Source organism: Collinsella sp. SGI.180 (assembly GCF_050313455.1).
In the GTDB taxonomy this organism is placed as follows: domain Bacteria; phylum Actinomycetota; class Coriobacteriia; order Coriobacteriales; family Coriobacteriaceae; genus Collinsella.
In genome coordinates, this window is record NZ_JBNPLL010000002.1 from 127,822 (window position 1) to 143,283 (window position 15,462).

Here is a 15,462-nt window from a genome sequence, read left to right on the forward strand (position 1 = left end):
AACGTGCGGGCTAGCGGACAACGAGGACGGCAGAACCACCTGGCACCGGCTCGCACACGCGGCCGACGACGGAGGCAACGCGCCCCTCGGCATGCAGACGGCGCGCAAGCTCATCCACATCGGCAGCAGGTGCCGCGATAAGCAGGCCGCCCGAGGTCTGCGGATCGTACAGCGCGTCGAGCATCCCCGGCTCCAGACCATCGTCGACTGCCACGCGCGGGCCAAAGAAGTCCTGGTTGCGGTAGGCGCCGGCAGGGATAATGCCAAGGCGTGCCATGTCGAGCACCTGGTCAAAGAGCGGCACCACCCCCGACACAAGCTCAATCTGCACGCCCGAGCCCTCGGCCATCTCGCACGCATGTCCGATCAGGCCAAAGCCCGTGATGTCGGTGCAGCCATGAAGCTCGAGGTCCTCGGCCAGACGAATCGGAGCCTCGTTGAGGGTCCGCATCGAGTCAAACATGGCTGCGGCCTCGTCCTGTTCGATGAGCTCGCCCTTAATGGCCGTAGTGATGATGCCCGAGCCGATCGCCTTGGTCAGCAGCAGAACATCGCCCACGCGCGCGCCGCTGTTGGCGAGCATACGGTCAAGCGCGACAAAGCCACTCACGGACAGGCCGTACTTGGGCTCGTCGTCGTTGATGGTGTGGCCGCCCGCGATGGCACAGCAGGCCTCGACGCACTTGTCGGCGCCACCCGCCAGAATCTGGCCGGCAAGCTCAACGCCCAGGCAACTGGGTATGCAAAGCAGGTTCATGGCATGGCTCGGCCGTCCGCCCATGGCGTATATGTCCGACAGCGAGTTTGCCGCGGCGATCTGGCCAAACAGGAACGGGTCGTCGACCATCGGTGGGAAGAAGTCGATGGACTGCACGAGGCCCAAGTTATCGCCAACGCGGAAGACGCTCGCATCGTCGGAGGTATCGAACCCCACGAGCAGGTTGTCGTTATGCACATTGGGTAAGTCGCCCAGGACCTGGGCGAGGGCTCCAGGAGCCAACTTAGCGGCTCAACCGCTCGCGGCAGTCATCTGCGTGAGCTTCATGAGATCGTCAGCCATCGATACCTCCTCTCATCGGTCAATCAGTTCCCCCAAGTATACGCATGAATGCGAGCCTACAACGGATGCATTAATTGAGCGCTTGTGCGCGAATGGCCGCGCCGATGGCACCGGCAAAGCGGGCCTGAGGCGAGGTGGTGACCGGCGAGCCCACCAATGCGCCAAGACGCTCGACGACATAGGCGTTTTCGCACAGACCACCGGTCAGATAGTACGGGGCGCCCGCGGCTTGCGAGGCCATGGTCGCCACACGCGACACGACGCTCTCGATCACACCGCGGGCAATGTTCTCGCGCGGCTCGCCGCGGCCGATCAGACTAATGACCTCGCTCTCGGCAAACACCGTGCACATGCTGGATATCTTGGTGGGCTCGCCGGAACGCGCCAGGTCGGACATCTGCTGCTGGGTAATGCCCAGGCGGTCGGCCATGATCTCCAAAAAGCGCCCCGTACCGGCGGCGCACTTGTCGTTCATGGCGAACTTTGCCACGCGGCCGCCCTTGATCGTAATGACCTTGGTATCCTGGCCGCCCACGTCAATCACCGTGCCATGGTCGCCAAAAAGACGCACGGCACCGGTACCGTGGCAGGTAATCTCGGTCACAACCTTGTGCGCATAGGGCACGGCGACACGACCGTATCCGGTCGCGACCACGCGCACATCGTCGGCAGCCACGTCATAGCCAGCCGCGGCAAGCTCGCCACGCAAACGCTCGGCCGCATCGACCGACGAGAACCCGGTTGGCTGCACGCACGTCCACGCCACCAAACCCTCCCCATCGACCACAGCGGCCTTAGCCGCCGTAGATCCAATATCGATCCCGATCCCTATCATGGCTCTCTCCTAATCTAAACATCAAAGGTAGCGGCGCGTTCAGGCGCCTTAGCTCTAGGTTTCTCAGGTGCCGGAGATTGCCCCGAAAGAGGAGCGCAGCGTACTTTGGGTACGCAAGCGACGGTTTGAGGGGCAAGATCCGGTACCTGAGGAAGCTAGAGGGTTTCGATGAAGGCGGCGATGCGCGTCTCGATCTGGCCCATGTCGCCATTGCTGTAATCGGTCTCGATCTTCATATACGGAATGCCTGCGCCCTCAACGGCCTCCTGCATGCGTGCACTCTCCACGTTAAAGGTGTGACAAGCCTGCAGCACGCTCTCCACTACACCATCGACGTGGTACTTCTCGCACATGGCCAGCGTGTTTTCCATACGACCGTCGTTGGGCGTCATGACCGAGCAGTTGATGTCCAGGTAGCGGTCGGCGATGGCGCGCAGAATGTCGGGCGCGTCCGGGTCGATCATCATGGCCGCCGTGCGCTCGCCCGAGCAATCGTCCATGCACACGACCAAGCCGCCGTTGGACTCGATGGTGCGACCGATCTTGTTGATCACGCCGCCCACCGGGCAGCCGGTGATCAGAATGCGCTTGGCATCCGCCGCAACTGGGCGCTCGCCCGCGTCATAGGCCTCGCGCAGCTTGGCAACCTTTTGCTCTAGCTGCTGCGTATAGGCCTCGATATCAAAGCTGAACGTACCGGCAAACATGGTGCTCATCAGGTCGACGCCGCTCATGGCCGCCGGCTGATTGGCCTGCAGCGCAAACATGTCGAGCTGGGCCGCACGCAAGCGGTTGCGACGACGGACGGCAGCGCGCAGGTCATCGTCGGTAATCGTGATGCCGTAGAAGCCCTCGAGCTCCTCCTTGAGCAGGCGGCACTCCTCGTACCAGCCTTCACGCTCGTAGGCGCGGTCGCGACCCTGAGGAAGATGCAGAATGTGCGTGCGCTTGAGCTCCCCCAGCAGCTCGTACATCTTCTTCTTGCCGTCACAGGTGGTCTCGCCGATGATCATGTCGCTAAAGTACGTAAACGGGCACTTTTGCGAGTAGGCAAAGCCGTACGTCGACTTGATGAGCGGACATAGATTTGCCGGCAGCACCTTCTCGGCCTCGGGAATCACCTCGTCGGACGTACCGCACAGAGCCACGCTTGCAGCCCCGCGGCATCGGTAATCTCGAGCGGCGTATAGCTGCACAAAAAGCCGACCAGGCGATTGCCCGCCTGCTTATAATCCTTGACGCGAATAAACGCCGCCTTGCGCTGCTCGTTGAACTCCTCAAACGTGCTGGGCAGCTTAACCTCTTCGATCGCTTCAGTCATAACGGTTCCCCTCTCGAACCAAAAACGGATAACAGCGGTATCGATGCACGACGGACGGCGATTGCCCGGCCGCGCTCAAACCCGGAATTTTGGGGAACCTGCTTTGCAGCTGATTATTTAGTTGTGCGTCGTCTCTCCCGGAGCCGTGAACATACCTGCTCATATGCGGCTCCGAGCCATATATAGGGCACGCGCGGCAACGCGGCGAATGTATGTCGTCTGCGGCATGTGCGCACCCTCCTTAACCAGTTGAGGTCAACTATATCAACGGTCATCGACCATGCGAACACCGTTGACATTCGTACGACAGCGTCGTGTGCCGTCGTTTAATAAATAATTATCTTAATTGATAAGAATTTGTCATCCCTCATTCGGCGAACGGCAAGACAAAGCCGCCGAGACTTATATCCCCGACGGCATTACCCGGCGCTATCGACAGACCAAATGAATCCTGCTCGCATCAAAATGCATGCGCAGCGTCTCGCCCGCTTGCGGCAGCCCGTCGACAGGTACGCTCACCTTGTTGACCTTCCACTGCAGACGCGTTGGCGCATCGACGCGCGGTACGTCCAGCAGCACCAGGCGCTCAAAGCGCGAATCGCTCACTCGGGCCACGTGCAAATCATAGCTGTTGCGGCCCCGCTCGGCACGGTTGTCCACATGGAAGTAACTTGCGCGAATGCCCAGGTACACCACATTATCGGGAACCTCGCGACCCACGTTAAAGGTCATGCCCCAGTCGAGGGCCTCAACTTCCTCGGGCCCGATCTTTCGTGCGCGGCTTGTGTTCTTGCAGCCCGTCAGGCGCAGCGCCGCCAGCGTCTGCGGACGGCGGACCACGTCCTCGACGGAGCCGATCTCCTCCACATGCCCGTTATGCATCACGCAGATGCGCTGGCAGAGGCGGCACGCTTCGTCAATGTCATGGCTCACGTAGAGCACGGTGCGGTTGCAGACATCGAACAAGTCGAGCATGTTCTGCTCGAGGGCGCTCTTAAGATAGGAATCAAGCGCGCTCATGGGCTCGTCGAACATAAAGATGCCCGGATGCGCCGCCACCATGCGGGCGAGCGCCACGCGTTGCTGCTGCCCGCCCGAAAGGCGCGCGGGGTAGCGGTCGGCAAAATCGGCCAGGCCGAAAATGCCCAGATAGCGCTCCGCCAACCTTTTGCGCGCCGCGGCGTCGCCCGCGTCCTTTACGCCGGCACATACGTTATCGGCCACCGTCATGTTGGGAAAGAGCTGATAGTTTTGGAACAGCAGGGCACATTTTCGCTCCTGGGGCGACAGGTTGATGCCCGCCGCCGAGTCAAAAAAGGTCACACCGTTGACGACGATCTTGCCCTCGTCGGGCGTCTCCACGCCGGCAATGCAGCGCAACGTACAGCTCTTGCCGCAGCCCGAGGCGCCCAGCAGCGCCACACGCTCCTCGCCGGCCTCAAGCTGCATGTCGAGTGTAAACCCGGGATAGTGCTTTTTGATATCCAGAACGAGCGACATGGCCTATCGACTTCCCTCCGAGACGGCGTCATCGCGCATGAGCTCGGCCAGCGCCTCGCGATCGATACGCAAGGCATCGCCGCCCGCCGGGTCGAGCGAATCGCCCTGTCCGGCGAGATCTTTGGCCTGCTTGCGCTCCGCACGGGAAAGGCCGCGCTCGCGGTACTTTTGCGAATGCGCCGTGTACATGTTGATGAACAGGATGACCAGGAAGCAGAACATGATCACGACGGCGACCCAAAAGAGGGCCACCGACGTGTTGCCGCCCATCCATTCAAAGTAAATGGCGATGGGAATGGTCTGCGTAATGCCGGCGTAGTTGCCCGCAAAGAACAGGGTGCAGCCAAACTCGCCCATCGCGCGGGCAAAGGCGAGCACCGTGCCGGCGGCGATGGAGGGCCAGCCGAGCGGCATCATGAGCTTGGCAAAGATGCGACGTTCGGACCATCCCAAGGTTCGCGCGGCGTCGAGCATCTGCGTGTCGAGGCTCTCGAAGGCACCGAGTGCCGTACGGTAGACCAGGGGAAACGACACCACCACGGCAGATATCACCGCCGCCGGCCACGTAAAGACAATCGAGATGCCGTGCGCGATGAGCCACTGGCCCGCCCCGGTCGAGCGGCCAAACAGCATGAGGAGCAAAAAGCCGCAGACCGTGGGCGGCAGCACCATAGGAATCGTAAAAACCGAATCGAGCAGGCCCTTGATGCGACTCGAGGTACCCATAGTCTTCCACGCGGCAAACAGGCCCAGCGCAAAGGAGATCAGCAGGGCAAGGCCGCTCGTTTTAATGGACACCCAAAACGGGCGATAGTCGATGTCGCCAAAGAAGGCTGCGGCGCGCTCCGCCAGCGACGGCGGCACCGTCGTCGACACGTCCGCATACCGCACGAGGGCGGCGTTATCGCTCCACAGGACGCCGTCACCCAAATCTAGCTCGGCATTCGCGGCGTCGGCGGCATTCACTACCGTGTAGTAATCGCCGTTGCCGCCCTTCACCTTAAACTGATAGCGGTAATCGCTCTGCACCAGCGCGTTATCCGAGGTAAAGACCCATTCGAGATTAGAGTCCTCCAGCAACGCCCCACCCATGGAGTGCGACTTGTCGAGCCCCACGAGCATCTTCTTGAGCGCCTTTTGGTCATCTGCCTTTGAGATATCGAGCCCCGCGTCTTTGGCGGCATGGGCGTCGAGCCAGACCACGATGCTCTCAGGCGTCGTCACCGTCACGAGGGTCGTCTTCTTGTAGATAGGAAAACGGTAGCCCTCGGGCTGACCCGCAAACGCACGGGCCGTGCCCTTGGCATTGCGCTCAAACGCGTTGAGGCCAAACCCGACGCCATCGATAAGCGCGGAATCTTCGGTCGCCTGGCGGCCATCGGCGGTGGTGAAGAGTGCCTCGGCCCGAGCAACCCCGGGCGGTGCGGTCAGCACGCACAGAACCGCAGCCAGCACGGCGAGCAGGCGAATCGTTTTCCTTGGCACGGGCGACTCCTCAAACACAGGGCAACGGCGCGCGGACACGCCGGTTCAATCAAAAGGGCGGGCGATCGCGAGAACGCCCGCCCTCAAGCATATCGTTATGCAGCGATGTTGCGAACTACGCGGAAAGCTCAAAGCCGTACTTAGCCCAAATCTTCTGGGCTTTCTTGTTGGTCAGGCAGAAGTCGATGAACGCCTTGGCCTCGTCGGCGTGCTCGGAGATATCGTCGACAGCGCCGGGATACACGATGGGCTTGTGCGAGTCCTCGGGGCACACGAAGGTCTCCTCGATGCCGTCGTAGCGGAAGATATCGGAGCTGTAGACAAAACCGGCCACGCAATCGCCCGTAGAGACGTAAGACGCAGCGGTGCCGACCTTGTCGGCCAGAGCCACCTTGTCGGCGAAATCGGGTGCATACTCGCCGTCGTCGCCCTCGGTGCCGGTGTAGAGGCCCACGGAGGCCAGGGCCTGGTTGGCGTACTTGCCAGCGGGAACGGTCTTGGCGTCGCCGATGGCAATCTTGCCGTCCAGGTTCGCGACGTCGGCGATGGCCTCGACCTTGATATCGGAGCCCTCGGCACGAATGACCACGAGATCATTGACGAACATGTCCTCACGCGTGTCGGCGTCGACGAGCTCGGCGGCCTCGGCGTCATCCATGGTGCCCTTGGAGGCCGTGATGAGTACGTCGACGGCGGCACCGGCGCGCATCTGCTCGACAAGGTCGCCGGAAGCCTTAAACTGCGTGTCGGCAAACGTGGTGCCGGTCTGGTCGGTATAGAGCTTCTGAACCTCGGGCAGGGCCTTCTCGAGCGAGTTGGCAGCAAAGACCTGCAGCTCGACAGCCTTCTTGGACGAAATCTTGGCGGAGCCGGCATCGGAGCCAGTCGACTCAGGCTCCTTCTTGCCGGAACAGCCGGCAAGCCCAAGGCCGGCAGCGGCGACAGCGGAAAGTGAAACGAACCCGCGGCGAGAAACCGTATCGAACATGTTCAACCCTTTCGAAGGCTACGCCCGGGCACCCCGCCGCAAGCTTTATTCTGTTACTAGATTATACTTTTTCGCGAATAATGTTTGTGATAAATATTTCTCGTCTAATAACTTTCTTTTACCGCTAACCACGAGACGGCCCGCACTGTCGCTGCATAAAAAAGGCGGAGCAGCCCGTAAGGTCACTCCGCCGCAGGTAATGCGCTTATTTGGCGTGCCCGCCCCCCGCCGTCATTTGAGCTGCGTGCTCCAGCTGGTCGCTCACAGCCTCCCAGCTTTCGCGGGCCGCTTTCGTTGATCCCGGAAAGTTGATGACAAGCGTATGCCCACGCTGCATGCACACGGCGCGCGAAAGCATAGCGCGGCGCGTCTTGGTCATGGAGTACGCACGGATTGCCTCTGCAATGCCCGGTACATCGCGGTCGCAGACGGCACGCGTCGCCTCGGGCGTCACGTCGCGCATCGAAAGGCCCGTGCCGCCGCAGGTGAGCACGACATTGGCGTGGCACTCATCGGCCGCTTCCACAATGGCATCACCGATCTCGCTGACGTCGTCGCGCACGACCACATGTGAGGCGACCGTCCAGCCCTGCGCCGCGATGAGTTCCTCGAGCGCAGCACCCGCCTCGTCCTGGGCAAGATCGCGCGTATCCGAGCACGTCACAATCGATATCTTCAGCTCCATAGCATTCCTCCTATAGCACCGCGCCCTCAGGCAAGTCGACACGCACGACATCCACGACGTCGCCCGCCCTGAGGTCACACGGGCCTTCGTCAATACGCAGCAGGCAGTTGGCCCGCTGCATCGTGCCGAGCAGCGCCGAATTCTGCGTCTTGGCCTCGGTCACCAACAGCTCACCGGTCTCGGGGTCGCGCAAAACCGTGGCGCGATCGAAGAAGCGTCGGTCCTGGCGCTTCTTCACGCCGTGTGTGAGCTTCGCCTGCTGCACGGGACGCACGCCCTCGGCAAAGCCACGCATCTTGCGGATCGCCGGGCGGGCGAGCATCTCAAAGCCCACATACGCCGCCGCGGGATTGCCCGAAAGTCCCAAATATGGCTTGCCCCCCAGCAGGCCAAACGTGATGGCCTTGCCGGGACGCATCGAGATGCGGTCGAACAGCACCTCGCCCTCGCGCCGAACGAGCGCCGTCACATAGTCGTAATCACCCGCAGAGGCGCCACCACTCGTAATGACAAAATCGCACTCCTGCGCGGCGCGATGCACCAACTCGGCAATCGCCTGCTCATCATCGGGCGCAATGCCGTAGAATACGGGCTCGGCTCCTGCATCGAGCGCCTCGGCCATCAACGCCGACGAGTTGGAGTCGCGAATCTGCCCGCGCGCCGGCACGTTACTCGGTGCGACCAGTTCCGTCCCCAGCGAGATAATGCCCACGCGCGGCGCGGCATGCACCTTCACGCTCGCATACCCGGCGCTCGCCAGCAAGCCGGCGCCCGCCGGAGCCACAACCTCTCCAGCGTACATCACGACGTCGCCAGTATGCGCTTCCTCGGCAGCCGATCGAACGTTCTCCCCCACCTTGGCAGGCGCCGAGAATCTCACACGCGAACCCTCGTTGCCGTCACCGTCGAGCACATCGACGATCTCGTACTTCACCACGGCATCGGCACCTTCGGGTACCGGCGCGCCCGTCATGATACGAACCGTGTCGCCCGCGCCGATTGCGCCCTCAAAGACATGGCCCGCTGCCTCGTGCCCTACGACAGAAAGCGTCACGGGCGCCTCGCCAGATGCCTGCACCAAGTCCGCCGAGCGCACGGCATATCCGTCCATAGCGCTGTTGGCAAACGGCGAAATGTCGATATCGGCCACCGCGTCCTCGGCCAAGGGAAGACCGGCGGCCTGCCACACGGGAATCTCGACGAGATCGGTCGGAGCAACGTGAGACAGAACAATCGACTGCGCGTCCTCCAGCGGAATGAGTTTCTCTGCCATATGCACCTCTTAATGCCACAGCGCACAACGGGGGCGCCAATTCTTTATGCTTGTCTCAGTATAATCCCCTGCCGCACGACGGCGAAACGACCCACGTTCTCGAATACATCTGTCGGCCGCAAGCCGCGAAACAGAACCGAAACCAACCTGCCGGTTTGTCACGTTTGGCACGTTCTATAATGCTCGTGTTGCAACCTAAAAGAGGAACGTATGGCTTTTACCGAAAAACCCGAAAGCGCAAACGAGGCGCAGGATCATTCCCAGTCGCTCGACGACGGCGGCTTTTTCTCCCTGAACGACGTCATCATGGCAGGCAGGCAACAGCTCACCCGCTCCGAGCATCTCTTGGCTGCCGACACGCGCCGCAATGCCCACAACCTACTCGCGAGCGCTAAGTTGCTCGTGCTCGTCGTCATCGTCTCGCTCGCCATGGGCGTTGCCGCTTGGGCGTTTTTGGCCTCGTTGAATATCGCGACCGACTATCGCGAGCACCATACGTGGATCTACGCCATGCTTCCCGTTGTGGGCGTTGCCACCGCATGGGCGTACAAAAACCACGGTCTTGCCGCCAAACGCGGTAACAACCTGGTCATCGACTCCGCTCTGGGTACACGCCTCATCCATATGCGCATGGCCGTCCTCACCTTCGTCTGCTCCACGCTCACGCACCTAACGGGCGGATCGGCCGGTCGCGAGGGGGCCGCGGTGCAGATTGGCGGCACCATCGCCAGCAACATCTCAAGCCTCGCCCACCTCAAAAAGCATGACCACCACGACCTCATGCTCGCCGGCATCTCGTCGGCCTTTGGCGCCGTATTCGGCTCGCCCCTTGCCGGAGCTTTCTTTGGCATGGAGATGTGCTTTATCGGCAAGATCGACTACACCGCAGGGATCTACTGCCTGGTCGCCTCGTTTACCGGCTACTTTACATCACTCGCCCTGGGTACCGAGTACGAAGCGAATGCCATCGCCAGCGTTCCCGCCATGACGCCCAAAACGGTCGTTATCGTTGTTATCAGCGCCATTATCTTCGGTCTGACGGCACGCCTCTTTGCCTGGTCGGTTCGAACCGTCAAGAGCCTGTACGGTCGCTTTATCACCAATTACCTCGTTCGCGCCCTTATAGGCGCACTCGTGGTTTTGGCTGTCTATGCTCTCCTCGACGCCTGGGACTACGCCGGCCTTTCCACGTGGCTTTCGGGCGCCGGGTTTGCCGGCAACACCACCCTCGCCGACGCCGCCATCAAGCTCGTCGTAACGGCACTCACCCTGGGTGCCGGTTTCCAAGGCGGCGAGGTCACGCCCCTGTTTGGCATCGGTGCGGCACTCGGTGGCTGGATCGGTTGCCTTACCGGGCTCGACCCCAGTTTTCTGGCGGCTCTCGGCATGCTCGGCGTGTTCTGTGCCGGCCTTAACGTGCCCATCACCACCTGCATGATGGCCATCGACCTGTTCCACGGCACGGCCGCCGGGTTCTTTGTCATCGTGGCCTTTATCAGCTATCTCGCCGGCGGACACCGCGGCGTGTACCCTGCCCAGCGCATCATCTCACCCAAGCGCCGTTCGCTTATAGTGGATGAGGGCGGTACGGTAGCGGATGCTATCGAGCGCCACAACGACCTGATAGAGTAGACGTAAGTATTCGCCGTGCAGCCACAATCGGGGGGCAATTCGACCCGAGCGCGACCGCACCGTCACGCCATATGCCGGGAGTCGCCCATGCACGCAACTGATTTTGGTCGCACGCTCATCATCGCCAACCCCGCCGCCCAATCGGGTGCGGCGCGCGAAGTTGCCGAGCGCCTGCAACGCTTTTTGGACATGACTGCACGCGCATCCCAGTTTGACCTGGTATTGACCGAGTGCATGGGGCACGCCAAGGAGCTGGCCGCACAGGCTCAGGGCTATCGCACCGTTATCGCCCTTGGCGGCGACGGCGTGATCCACGAGGTCGTCAACGGGCTTATGGCACAAAAGGAGGACCCCCGCCCCGCTCTTGCCATCCTACCCGTGGGTTCCGGCAACGATTTTGCCCAAACGCTCGGTATAGAAGATTTCTCCGGCAAGGATTTTGCCGCGCTGCTCACCTGCGAGCTGCAGCGTCAGGACATCGGTCGCATTCGCTCATGGAACCCCGCAAGCGGTAGCGGCGAGGCTTGCGTTGAGTACTACGACCAGACGCTCTCCGTCGGTATTGACGCCGCCATCGGCCTGGGCACCACCGAGCTGCGCAAAAAGACGGGCCTCACCGGCGCTCCGCTCTACACCCTCTCGGGACTTGAACAGTTTGGCCTGCGCTATCGCAACTACCCCATGACAGTCAGCTTTGACGGCGCGCCCGCCGAGCGCGTGAGGGCGATCATCATGGCGATTCAGCTGGGCCCCACCTATGGCTCGGGCTATCGTATCTGTCCCGACGCCGACCCGTGTGACGGCATGCTCGACGTTTGCTACGCCTGCGGCCCCGTTCCGCGCGCGGTCGCGCTTCCCATGTTCCTTTCGGCCAAGGACGGCCACCATACCAAGTTGCCGCCGGTTTGCATACGCCGCTGCCGCCATGCCGAGCTCACCTTTGAGGAGCCCGACTACCCCATTCAGGCCGACGGCGAACCTGTTATCGCCTCGCGCATCGAAGTCGACATCCTACCCGGCGCCCTCCAAGTCTGGCGTCCAACCCGCTAACCACCCCTAAGTTGCGGTGAAATAGGGACCGTTTATGCAGGTAAAGCCGCAAAACAGCCCCTATTTCACCGCAACTTATCGAGAAGATCACTCCTCCCCGCCCGGCTTGCGGCGGTTGGCCTTTTTAATGGCGTTGAAGTGCTTGTCATTAAGTCTGCGCTGGCGAGAGCGCTGAGGCACCTTGGTCTTTACGCGTCGACGCGGTGGACGCCCGCGACGCTCAAGCTCAGCGCGCAGCTTACGTAAACAGCAGCTACGATTTTGGAACTGACTGCGACTCTCGCGCGCCGTCACGGTAATCCCCGTAGGGATATGTTTCATGCGCACCGCCGAGTCCGTCGTGTTCACGCCTTGCCCGCCCGGACCCGTCGCGCGAAACACCTGCACCTCGCAATCGCGCGCCAGCTCCTCGACCGACATCTCGGCATAGCGCGCATACTCACGCCATCCCATCGTGTTCTCATCCATATCAACACCTCCCCTCATACAAAAAATGTGACAAAGGGACACCCCCTTTGTCACATCGCATACCAATCGCTTGTGTTGCGCGCTTAGGCGAAGGTGATCTCGCCGTTCTCGCAGTCCATATCGGCGATACGGGCCAGGCTCTCAACACGGAAGCCGCGCTCGCGGAGCTTATCGCCACCGCCCTGGAAGCCCTTCTCCACCGCAATGCCAATGCCGGACACCTCGGCGCCTGCGGCCTCGCAGATCTTGATAAGACCCTCGAGCGCGCATCCGTTGGCCAGGAAGTCGTCGATAATCAGGACCTTGTCGCCCTCGGACAGGAAGCGCTTGCCAACGATGACCGGGTACTCCCTCTGCTTGGTAAAGGAGTAGATGGTCGTGGCATACTGCTCGCCGTCGAGGTTGATGGACTGCGCCTTCTTGGCAAAGACCACCGGCACGCCGCCAAAATGCTGGGCTGCGATGCAGGCCATGCCAATGCCCGAAGCCTCGATCGTAAGGATCTTGTTAATCTCGACATCCTCGAACAGACGGGCCCACTCGGCGCCCATGTGGTCAAACAGCTCAACGTCGCACTGGTGGTTGAGGAAAGCATCAACCTTAAGGACATTACCAGCCTTTACGATGCCGTCATGGCGAATACGGTCCTCAAGCTCCTGCATGGCGCAACCCCTTCTCGCGGCAACGATACCGCGCGATTAATAAACGTTGCTCGATAGTCTACCACGGACCGACCCCCGCCCGCCCCACAAGCCGCATCGCACCACAAAGCCGCATCGCACCGCAAAGCCGCAAGCAGATAAACCGAGCTTACCAGCTGAATGCGATCGAGGCCCACGCCCAGCTCCTTTTGCATCACGGGCAGCGCCACGGTCACGACGGTCGAATCCAGACACACCATAAACGTCATGATGAGCACCGTAAACAGAATCGCCCATTTGTTCTTGCCATGGGTGTCCCCCTCAACAGCTATGTGTTCGTGGCGCAGTTGCTCTGCGGTTTCTCCATATCCATCCTTTCGAGTGGCGCAACACAAAAACGGGGCCCCAATCGCCTGCAAACAGTCGCGATTGGGGCCCCGCCTACGGTATCGGAGCTAAAGGTCGCCGAAGCTTTCTGCCGGCATCGGCGCCTTGCACGAACGCTAGCCTAGCACTGCTCGAGCGCCTGCTCAAGGTCGGCAATCAGATCGGCCGTGTCCTCGAGGCCGCACGACAGGCGCACCATGTCGGCGGAGATGCCACAGGCGATAAGCTCCTCATCGTTCATCTGGCGGTGCGTGGCGTTAGCGGGGTGCAGGCAGCAAGTGCGGGCGTCGGCCACATGCGTGGCGATCTGAGCGAGCTTGAGGCTCTTCATAAAGGTCTCGGCCGCCGCGCGACCACCGTTAAAGCCAAAGCTCACAACGCCGCAGGTACCGTTGGGCATGTACTTTTGAGCTAGGTCATAGTACTTGTCGCCCTCCAGACCCGGATAGCTCACGAAGCGCACCTTGGGATGGCTCTGCAGGAACTTGGCAACAGCCAGGCCGTTCTCGCAATGACGCGGCATGCGCACATGCAGGCTCTCGAGCGAGCTGTTCAGGAAAAACGCCGCCTGCGGGTTCTGCATGGGGCCGAGGTCGCGCATGAGCTGAGCGGTTGCCTTGGTAATGAAGGCGCCCTCGCGACCGAACTTCTCGGCATAGGTCACGCCGTGGTAGCTCTCATCGGGCGTGGTGAGACCCGGGAACTTGTCCGCATGGGCCATCCAATCAAACTGGCCGTGGTCGACGATCACGCCGCCCAGGCAGGCCCCATGTCCATCCATGTACTTGGTGGTGGAGTGCGTAACGATATCGGCGCCCCACTCAAAGGGACGGCACATCACGGGCGTCGGGAAGGTGTTGTCGACCATCAGCGGCACGCCGTGGTCATGCGCGGCCTTGGCAAAGCGCTCAATATCGAGCACGGCAAGGGCGGGGTTGGCGATCGTCTCGCCAAAGACGAGCTTGGTATTGGGCTCAAAGGCTGCCTCGAGCTCCTCATCGGTGCAATCGGGGGCAACGAACGTGCAGGTAACGCCCATACGACCCATGGTATGGGCAAGCAGGTTGTAGGTACCGCCGTAGATGGCCGAGCTTGCGACCACATGATCGCCGGCGCCGGCCACGTTAAAGATTGCGAGGAAGTTCGCAGCCATGCCCGAGCTCGTGAGCATCGCAGCGGTGCCGCCCTCCATCTCGCAGATCTTGGCGGCAACCAGATCGCACGTAGGGTTCTGCAGACGGCTGTAGAAATAGCCAGACTCCTCCAGGTCAAACAGCTTGCCCATGTGCTCGGACGTGTCATACTTCCACGTGGTGGACTGGTAGATGGGCACCTGGCGCGGCTCCGCGTCTCCCGGGTGATAGCCGCCCTGAACACATGTAGTACCGATGGTCTGCTCGCTCATATCTAGCTCCCTTGCCTGGGTTACATTTTTATCCGGTTCACGATACCGCTACCCCGCACCCCTCTCAACCCATCCCCAAGGTAGGTTATGAGACAAATCAACAGGGGGCATTTATCGCAGATCTTGGCATTTATTCGATAGATAAAAATGAGGCATACATGAGGCTTTCGATGAACAAATGCATCGGCAAGGGTACCATAGGCGAGTACACCGTTACCGAGGAGACAACGATGAAGCAAATCGATACTGCCCAGCTCGACATCACCGCCTGTCAGGCTCAGGCTGCCGAATACCACGCCCGTGGCTTTAACTGCGCACAGGCCGTCGCCTGCACGCTCGCACCCGCCGTCGGGCTCGACCCCCAGACCGCCTTTATCCTCACCGAGGGCTTTGGCGCCGGCATGGGCGGCATGACCGAGACCTGCGGCGCTATCTCGGGCGCCGTGGCCATCATGGGCTTTGTAATGAGCGACGGCATGGATAACCCCAAGACCAAGGGCCAGACTTACAAGCTGTCGCGCGAAATCGCCAAGCGTTTTAAAACGAAAAACACGACGACCGTCTGCGGCACGCTCAAGGGCATCGGATCGGACAATGGTCCGCTCCGCAGCTGCCCCGGCTGCATCGACGACGCCATCGAGATCGCCTGCGATGTGCTAAAGCAGCTCGCCGAGTAAACGGCGGCAACAGAAAACGACGGCCGGCGTGCTTGGGATTCATCCAAAAGCACGC

General features: G+C 61.3%; 15 protein-coding genes. 3 read left to right on the plus strand and 12 right to left on the minus strand.

From position 1 onward, the window contains the following. Positions 1–10: 10 nt before the first annotated feature. The 9 genes from selD to ACQRAP_RS01390 all read right to left on the minus strand — a co-directional run bounded on the left by selD (position 11) and on the right by ACQRAP_RS01390 (position 9,147). Positions 11–1,060 carry a selenide, water dikinase SelD gene (gene selD / locus ACQRAP_RS01350; RefSeq protein WP_427794465.1) on the minus strand — a complete coding sequence of 350 codons (1,050 nt, stop codon included), beginning with the start codon at positions 1,058–1,060 and terminating at the stop codon, positions 11–13. A 70-nt stretch (positions 1,061–1,130) separates the two neighbouring features. Continuing rightward, the gene (locus tag ACQRAP_RS01355) at positions 1,131–1,895 is read right to left on the minus strand and encodes an acyl-CoA dehydratase activase (protein WP_427794710.1); all 765 of its coding nucleotides are present in this window, start codon (positions 1,893–1,895) and stop codon (positions 1,131–1,133) included. A gap of 155 nt (positions 1,896–2,050) precedes the next feature. Continuing rightward, entirely contained in the window at positions 2,051–3,043 is a 993-nt protein-coding gene (locus ACQRAP_RS01360; RefSeq protein WP_427794711.1) for a double-cubane-cluster-containing anaerobic reductase, read from the minus strand. Beyond that, a complete protein-coding gene (locus ACQRAP_RS01365) occupies positions 3,013–3,216 on the minus strand; it encodes a hypothetical protein (protein ID WP_427794712.1) in 204 nt (67 codons plus the stop codon). Before ACQRAP_RS01365 ends, ACQRAP_RS01360 begins: the two co-directional genes overlap by 31 nt. Before the next feature lie 429 nt (positions 3,217–3,645). Beyond that, positions 3,646–4,716 (minus strand): sulfate/molybdate ABC transporter ATP-binding protein, encoded by a 1,071-nt coding sequence (locus ACQRAP_RS01370; RefSeq protein ID WP_427747751.1) that lies wholly within the window; start codon positions 4,714–4,716, stop codon positions 3,646–3,648. Positions 4,717–4,719: 3 nt separating this feature from the next. Beyond that, the gene (gene modB / locus ACQRAP_RS01375) at positions 4,720–6,201 is read right to left on the minus strand and encodes a molybdate ABC transporter permease subunit (protein WP_427794713.1); all 1,482 of its coding nucleotides are present in this window, start codon (positions 6,199–6,201) and stop codon (positions 4,720–4,722) included. 115 nt (positions 6,202–6,316) lie between these two features. Next, the gene (gene modA, locus ACQRAP_RS01380) at positions 6,317–7,189 is read right to left on the minus strand and encodes a molybdate ABC transporter substrate-binding protein (RefSeq protein ID WP_427794460.1); all 873 of its coding nucleotides are present in this window, start codon (positions 7,187–7,189) and stop codon (positions 6,317–6,319) included. 205 nt (positions 7,190–7,394) lie between these two features. Then, positions 7,395–7,874, minus strand: coding sequence for a MogA/MoaB family molybdenum cofactor biosynthesis protein (locus ACQRAP_RS01385; protein WP_427794485.1), 480 nt, complete (start codon positions 7,872–7,874; stop codon positions 7,395–7,397). Between the two features lie 10 nt (positions 7,875–7,884). Next, positions 7,885–9,147 carry a molybdopterin molybdotransferase MoeA gene (locus tag ACQRAP_RS01390; RefSeq protein WP_427794714.1) on the minus strand — a complete coding sequence of 421 codons (1,263 nt, stop codon included), beginning with the start codon at positions 9,145–9,147 and terminating at the stop codon, positions 7,885–7,887. A gap of 210 nt (positions 9,148–9,357) precedes the next feature. Between ACQRAP_RS01390 and ACQRAP_RS01395 the strand changes: the two genes are divergently transcribed. Then, positions 9,358–10,779, plus strand: coding sequence for a chloride channel protein (locus ACQRAP_RS01395; protein WP_427794715.1), 1,422 nt, complete (start codon positions 9,358–9,360; stop codon positions 10,777–10,779). Positions 10,780–10,866: 87 nt separating this feature from the next. Next, the gene (locus ACQRAP_RS01400; protein ID WP_427794716.1) at positions 10,867–11,829 is read left to right on the plus strand and encodes a diacylglycerol/lipid kinase family protein; all 963 of its coding nucleotides are present in this window, start codon (positions 10,867–10,869) and stop codon (positions 11,827–11,829) included. 87 nt (positions 11,830–11,916) lie between these two features. On the opposite strand, the gene ACQRAP_RS01405 is transcribed toward ACQRAP_RS01400, so the two are convergent. The 3 genes from ACQRAP_RS01405 to ACQRAP_RS01415 form a co-directional block, all read right to left on the minus strand. Further along, on the minus strand, positions 11,917–12,315 hold the full coding sequence (locus tag ACQRAP_RS01405; protein ID WP_427794717.1) for a peptide chain release factor family protein: 399 nt from the start codon (positions 12,313–12,315) through the stop codon (positions 11,917–11,919). A 65-nt stretch (positions 12,316–12,380) separates the two neighbouring features. After that, entirely contained in the window at positions 12,381–12,959 is a 579-nt protein-coding gene (locus ACQRAP_RS01410) for a xanthine phosphoribosyltransferase (protein WP_154515325.1), read from the minus strand. A 487-nt stretch (positions 12,960–13,446) separates the two neighbouring features. After that, positions 13,447–14,730: an O-acetylhomoserine aminocarboxypropyltransferase/cysteine synthase family protein gene (locus tag ACQRAP_RS01415; protein WP_427719685.1), complete on the minus strand. Its 1,284-nt coding sequence runs from the start codon at positions 14,728–14,730 to the stop codon at positions 13,447–13,449. Between the two features lie 230 nt (positions 14,731–14,960). On the opposite strand from ACQRAP_RS01415, the gene ACQRAP_RS01420 reads away from it, so the two are divergent. Continuing rightward, the gene (locus tag ACQRAP_RS01420; protein ID WP_154515321.1) at positions 14,961–15,407 is read left to right on the plus strand and encodes a C-GCAxxG-C-C family protein; all 447 of its coding nucleotides are present in this window, start codon (positions 14,961–14,963) and stop codon (positions 15,405–15,407) included. Positions 15,408–15,462 lie beyond the last annotated feature (55 nt).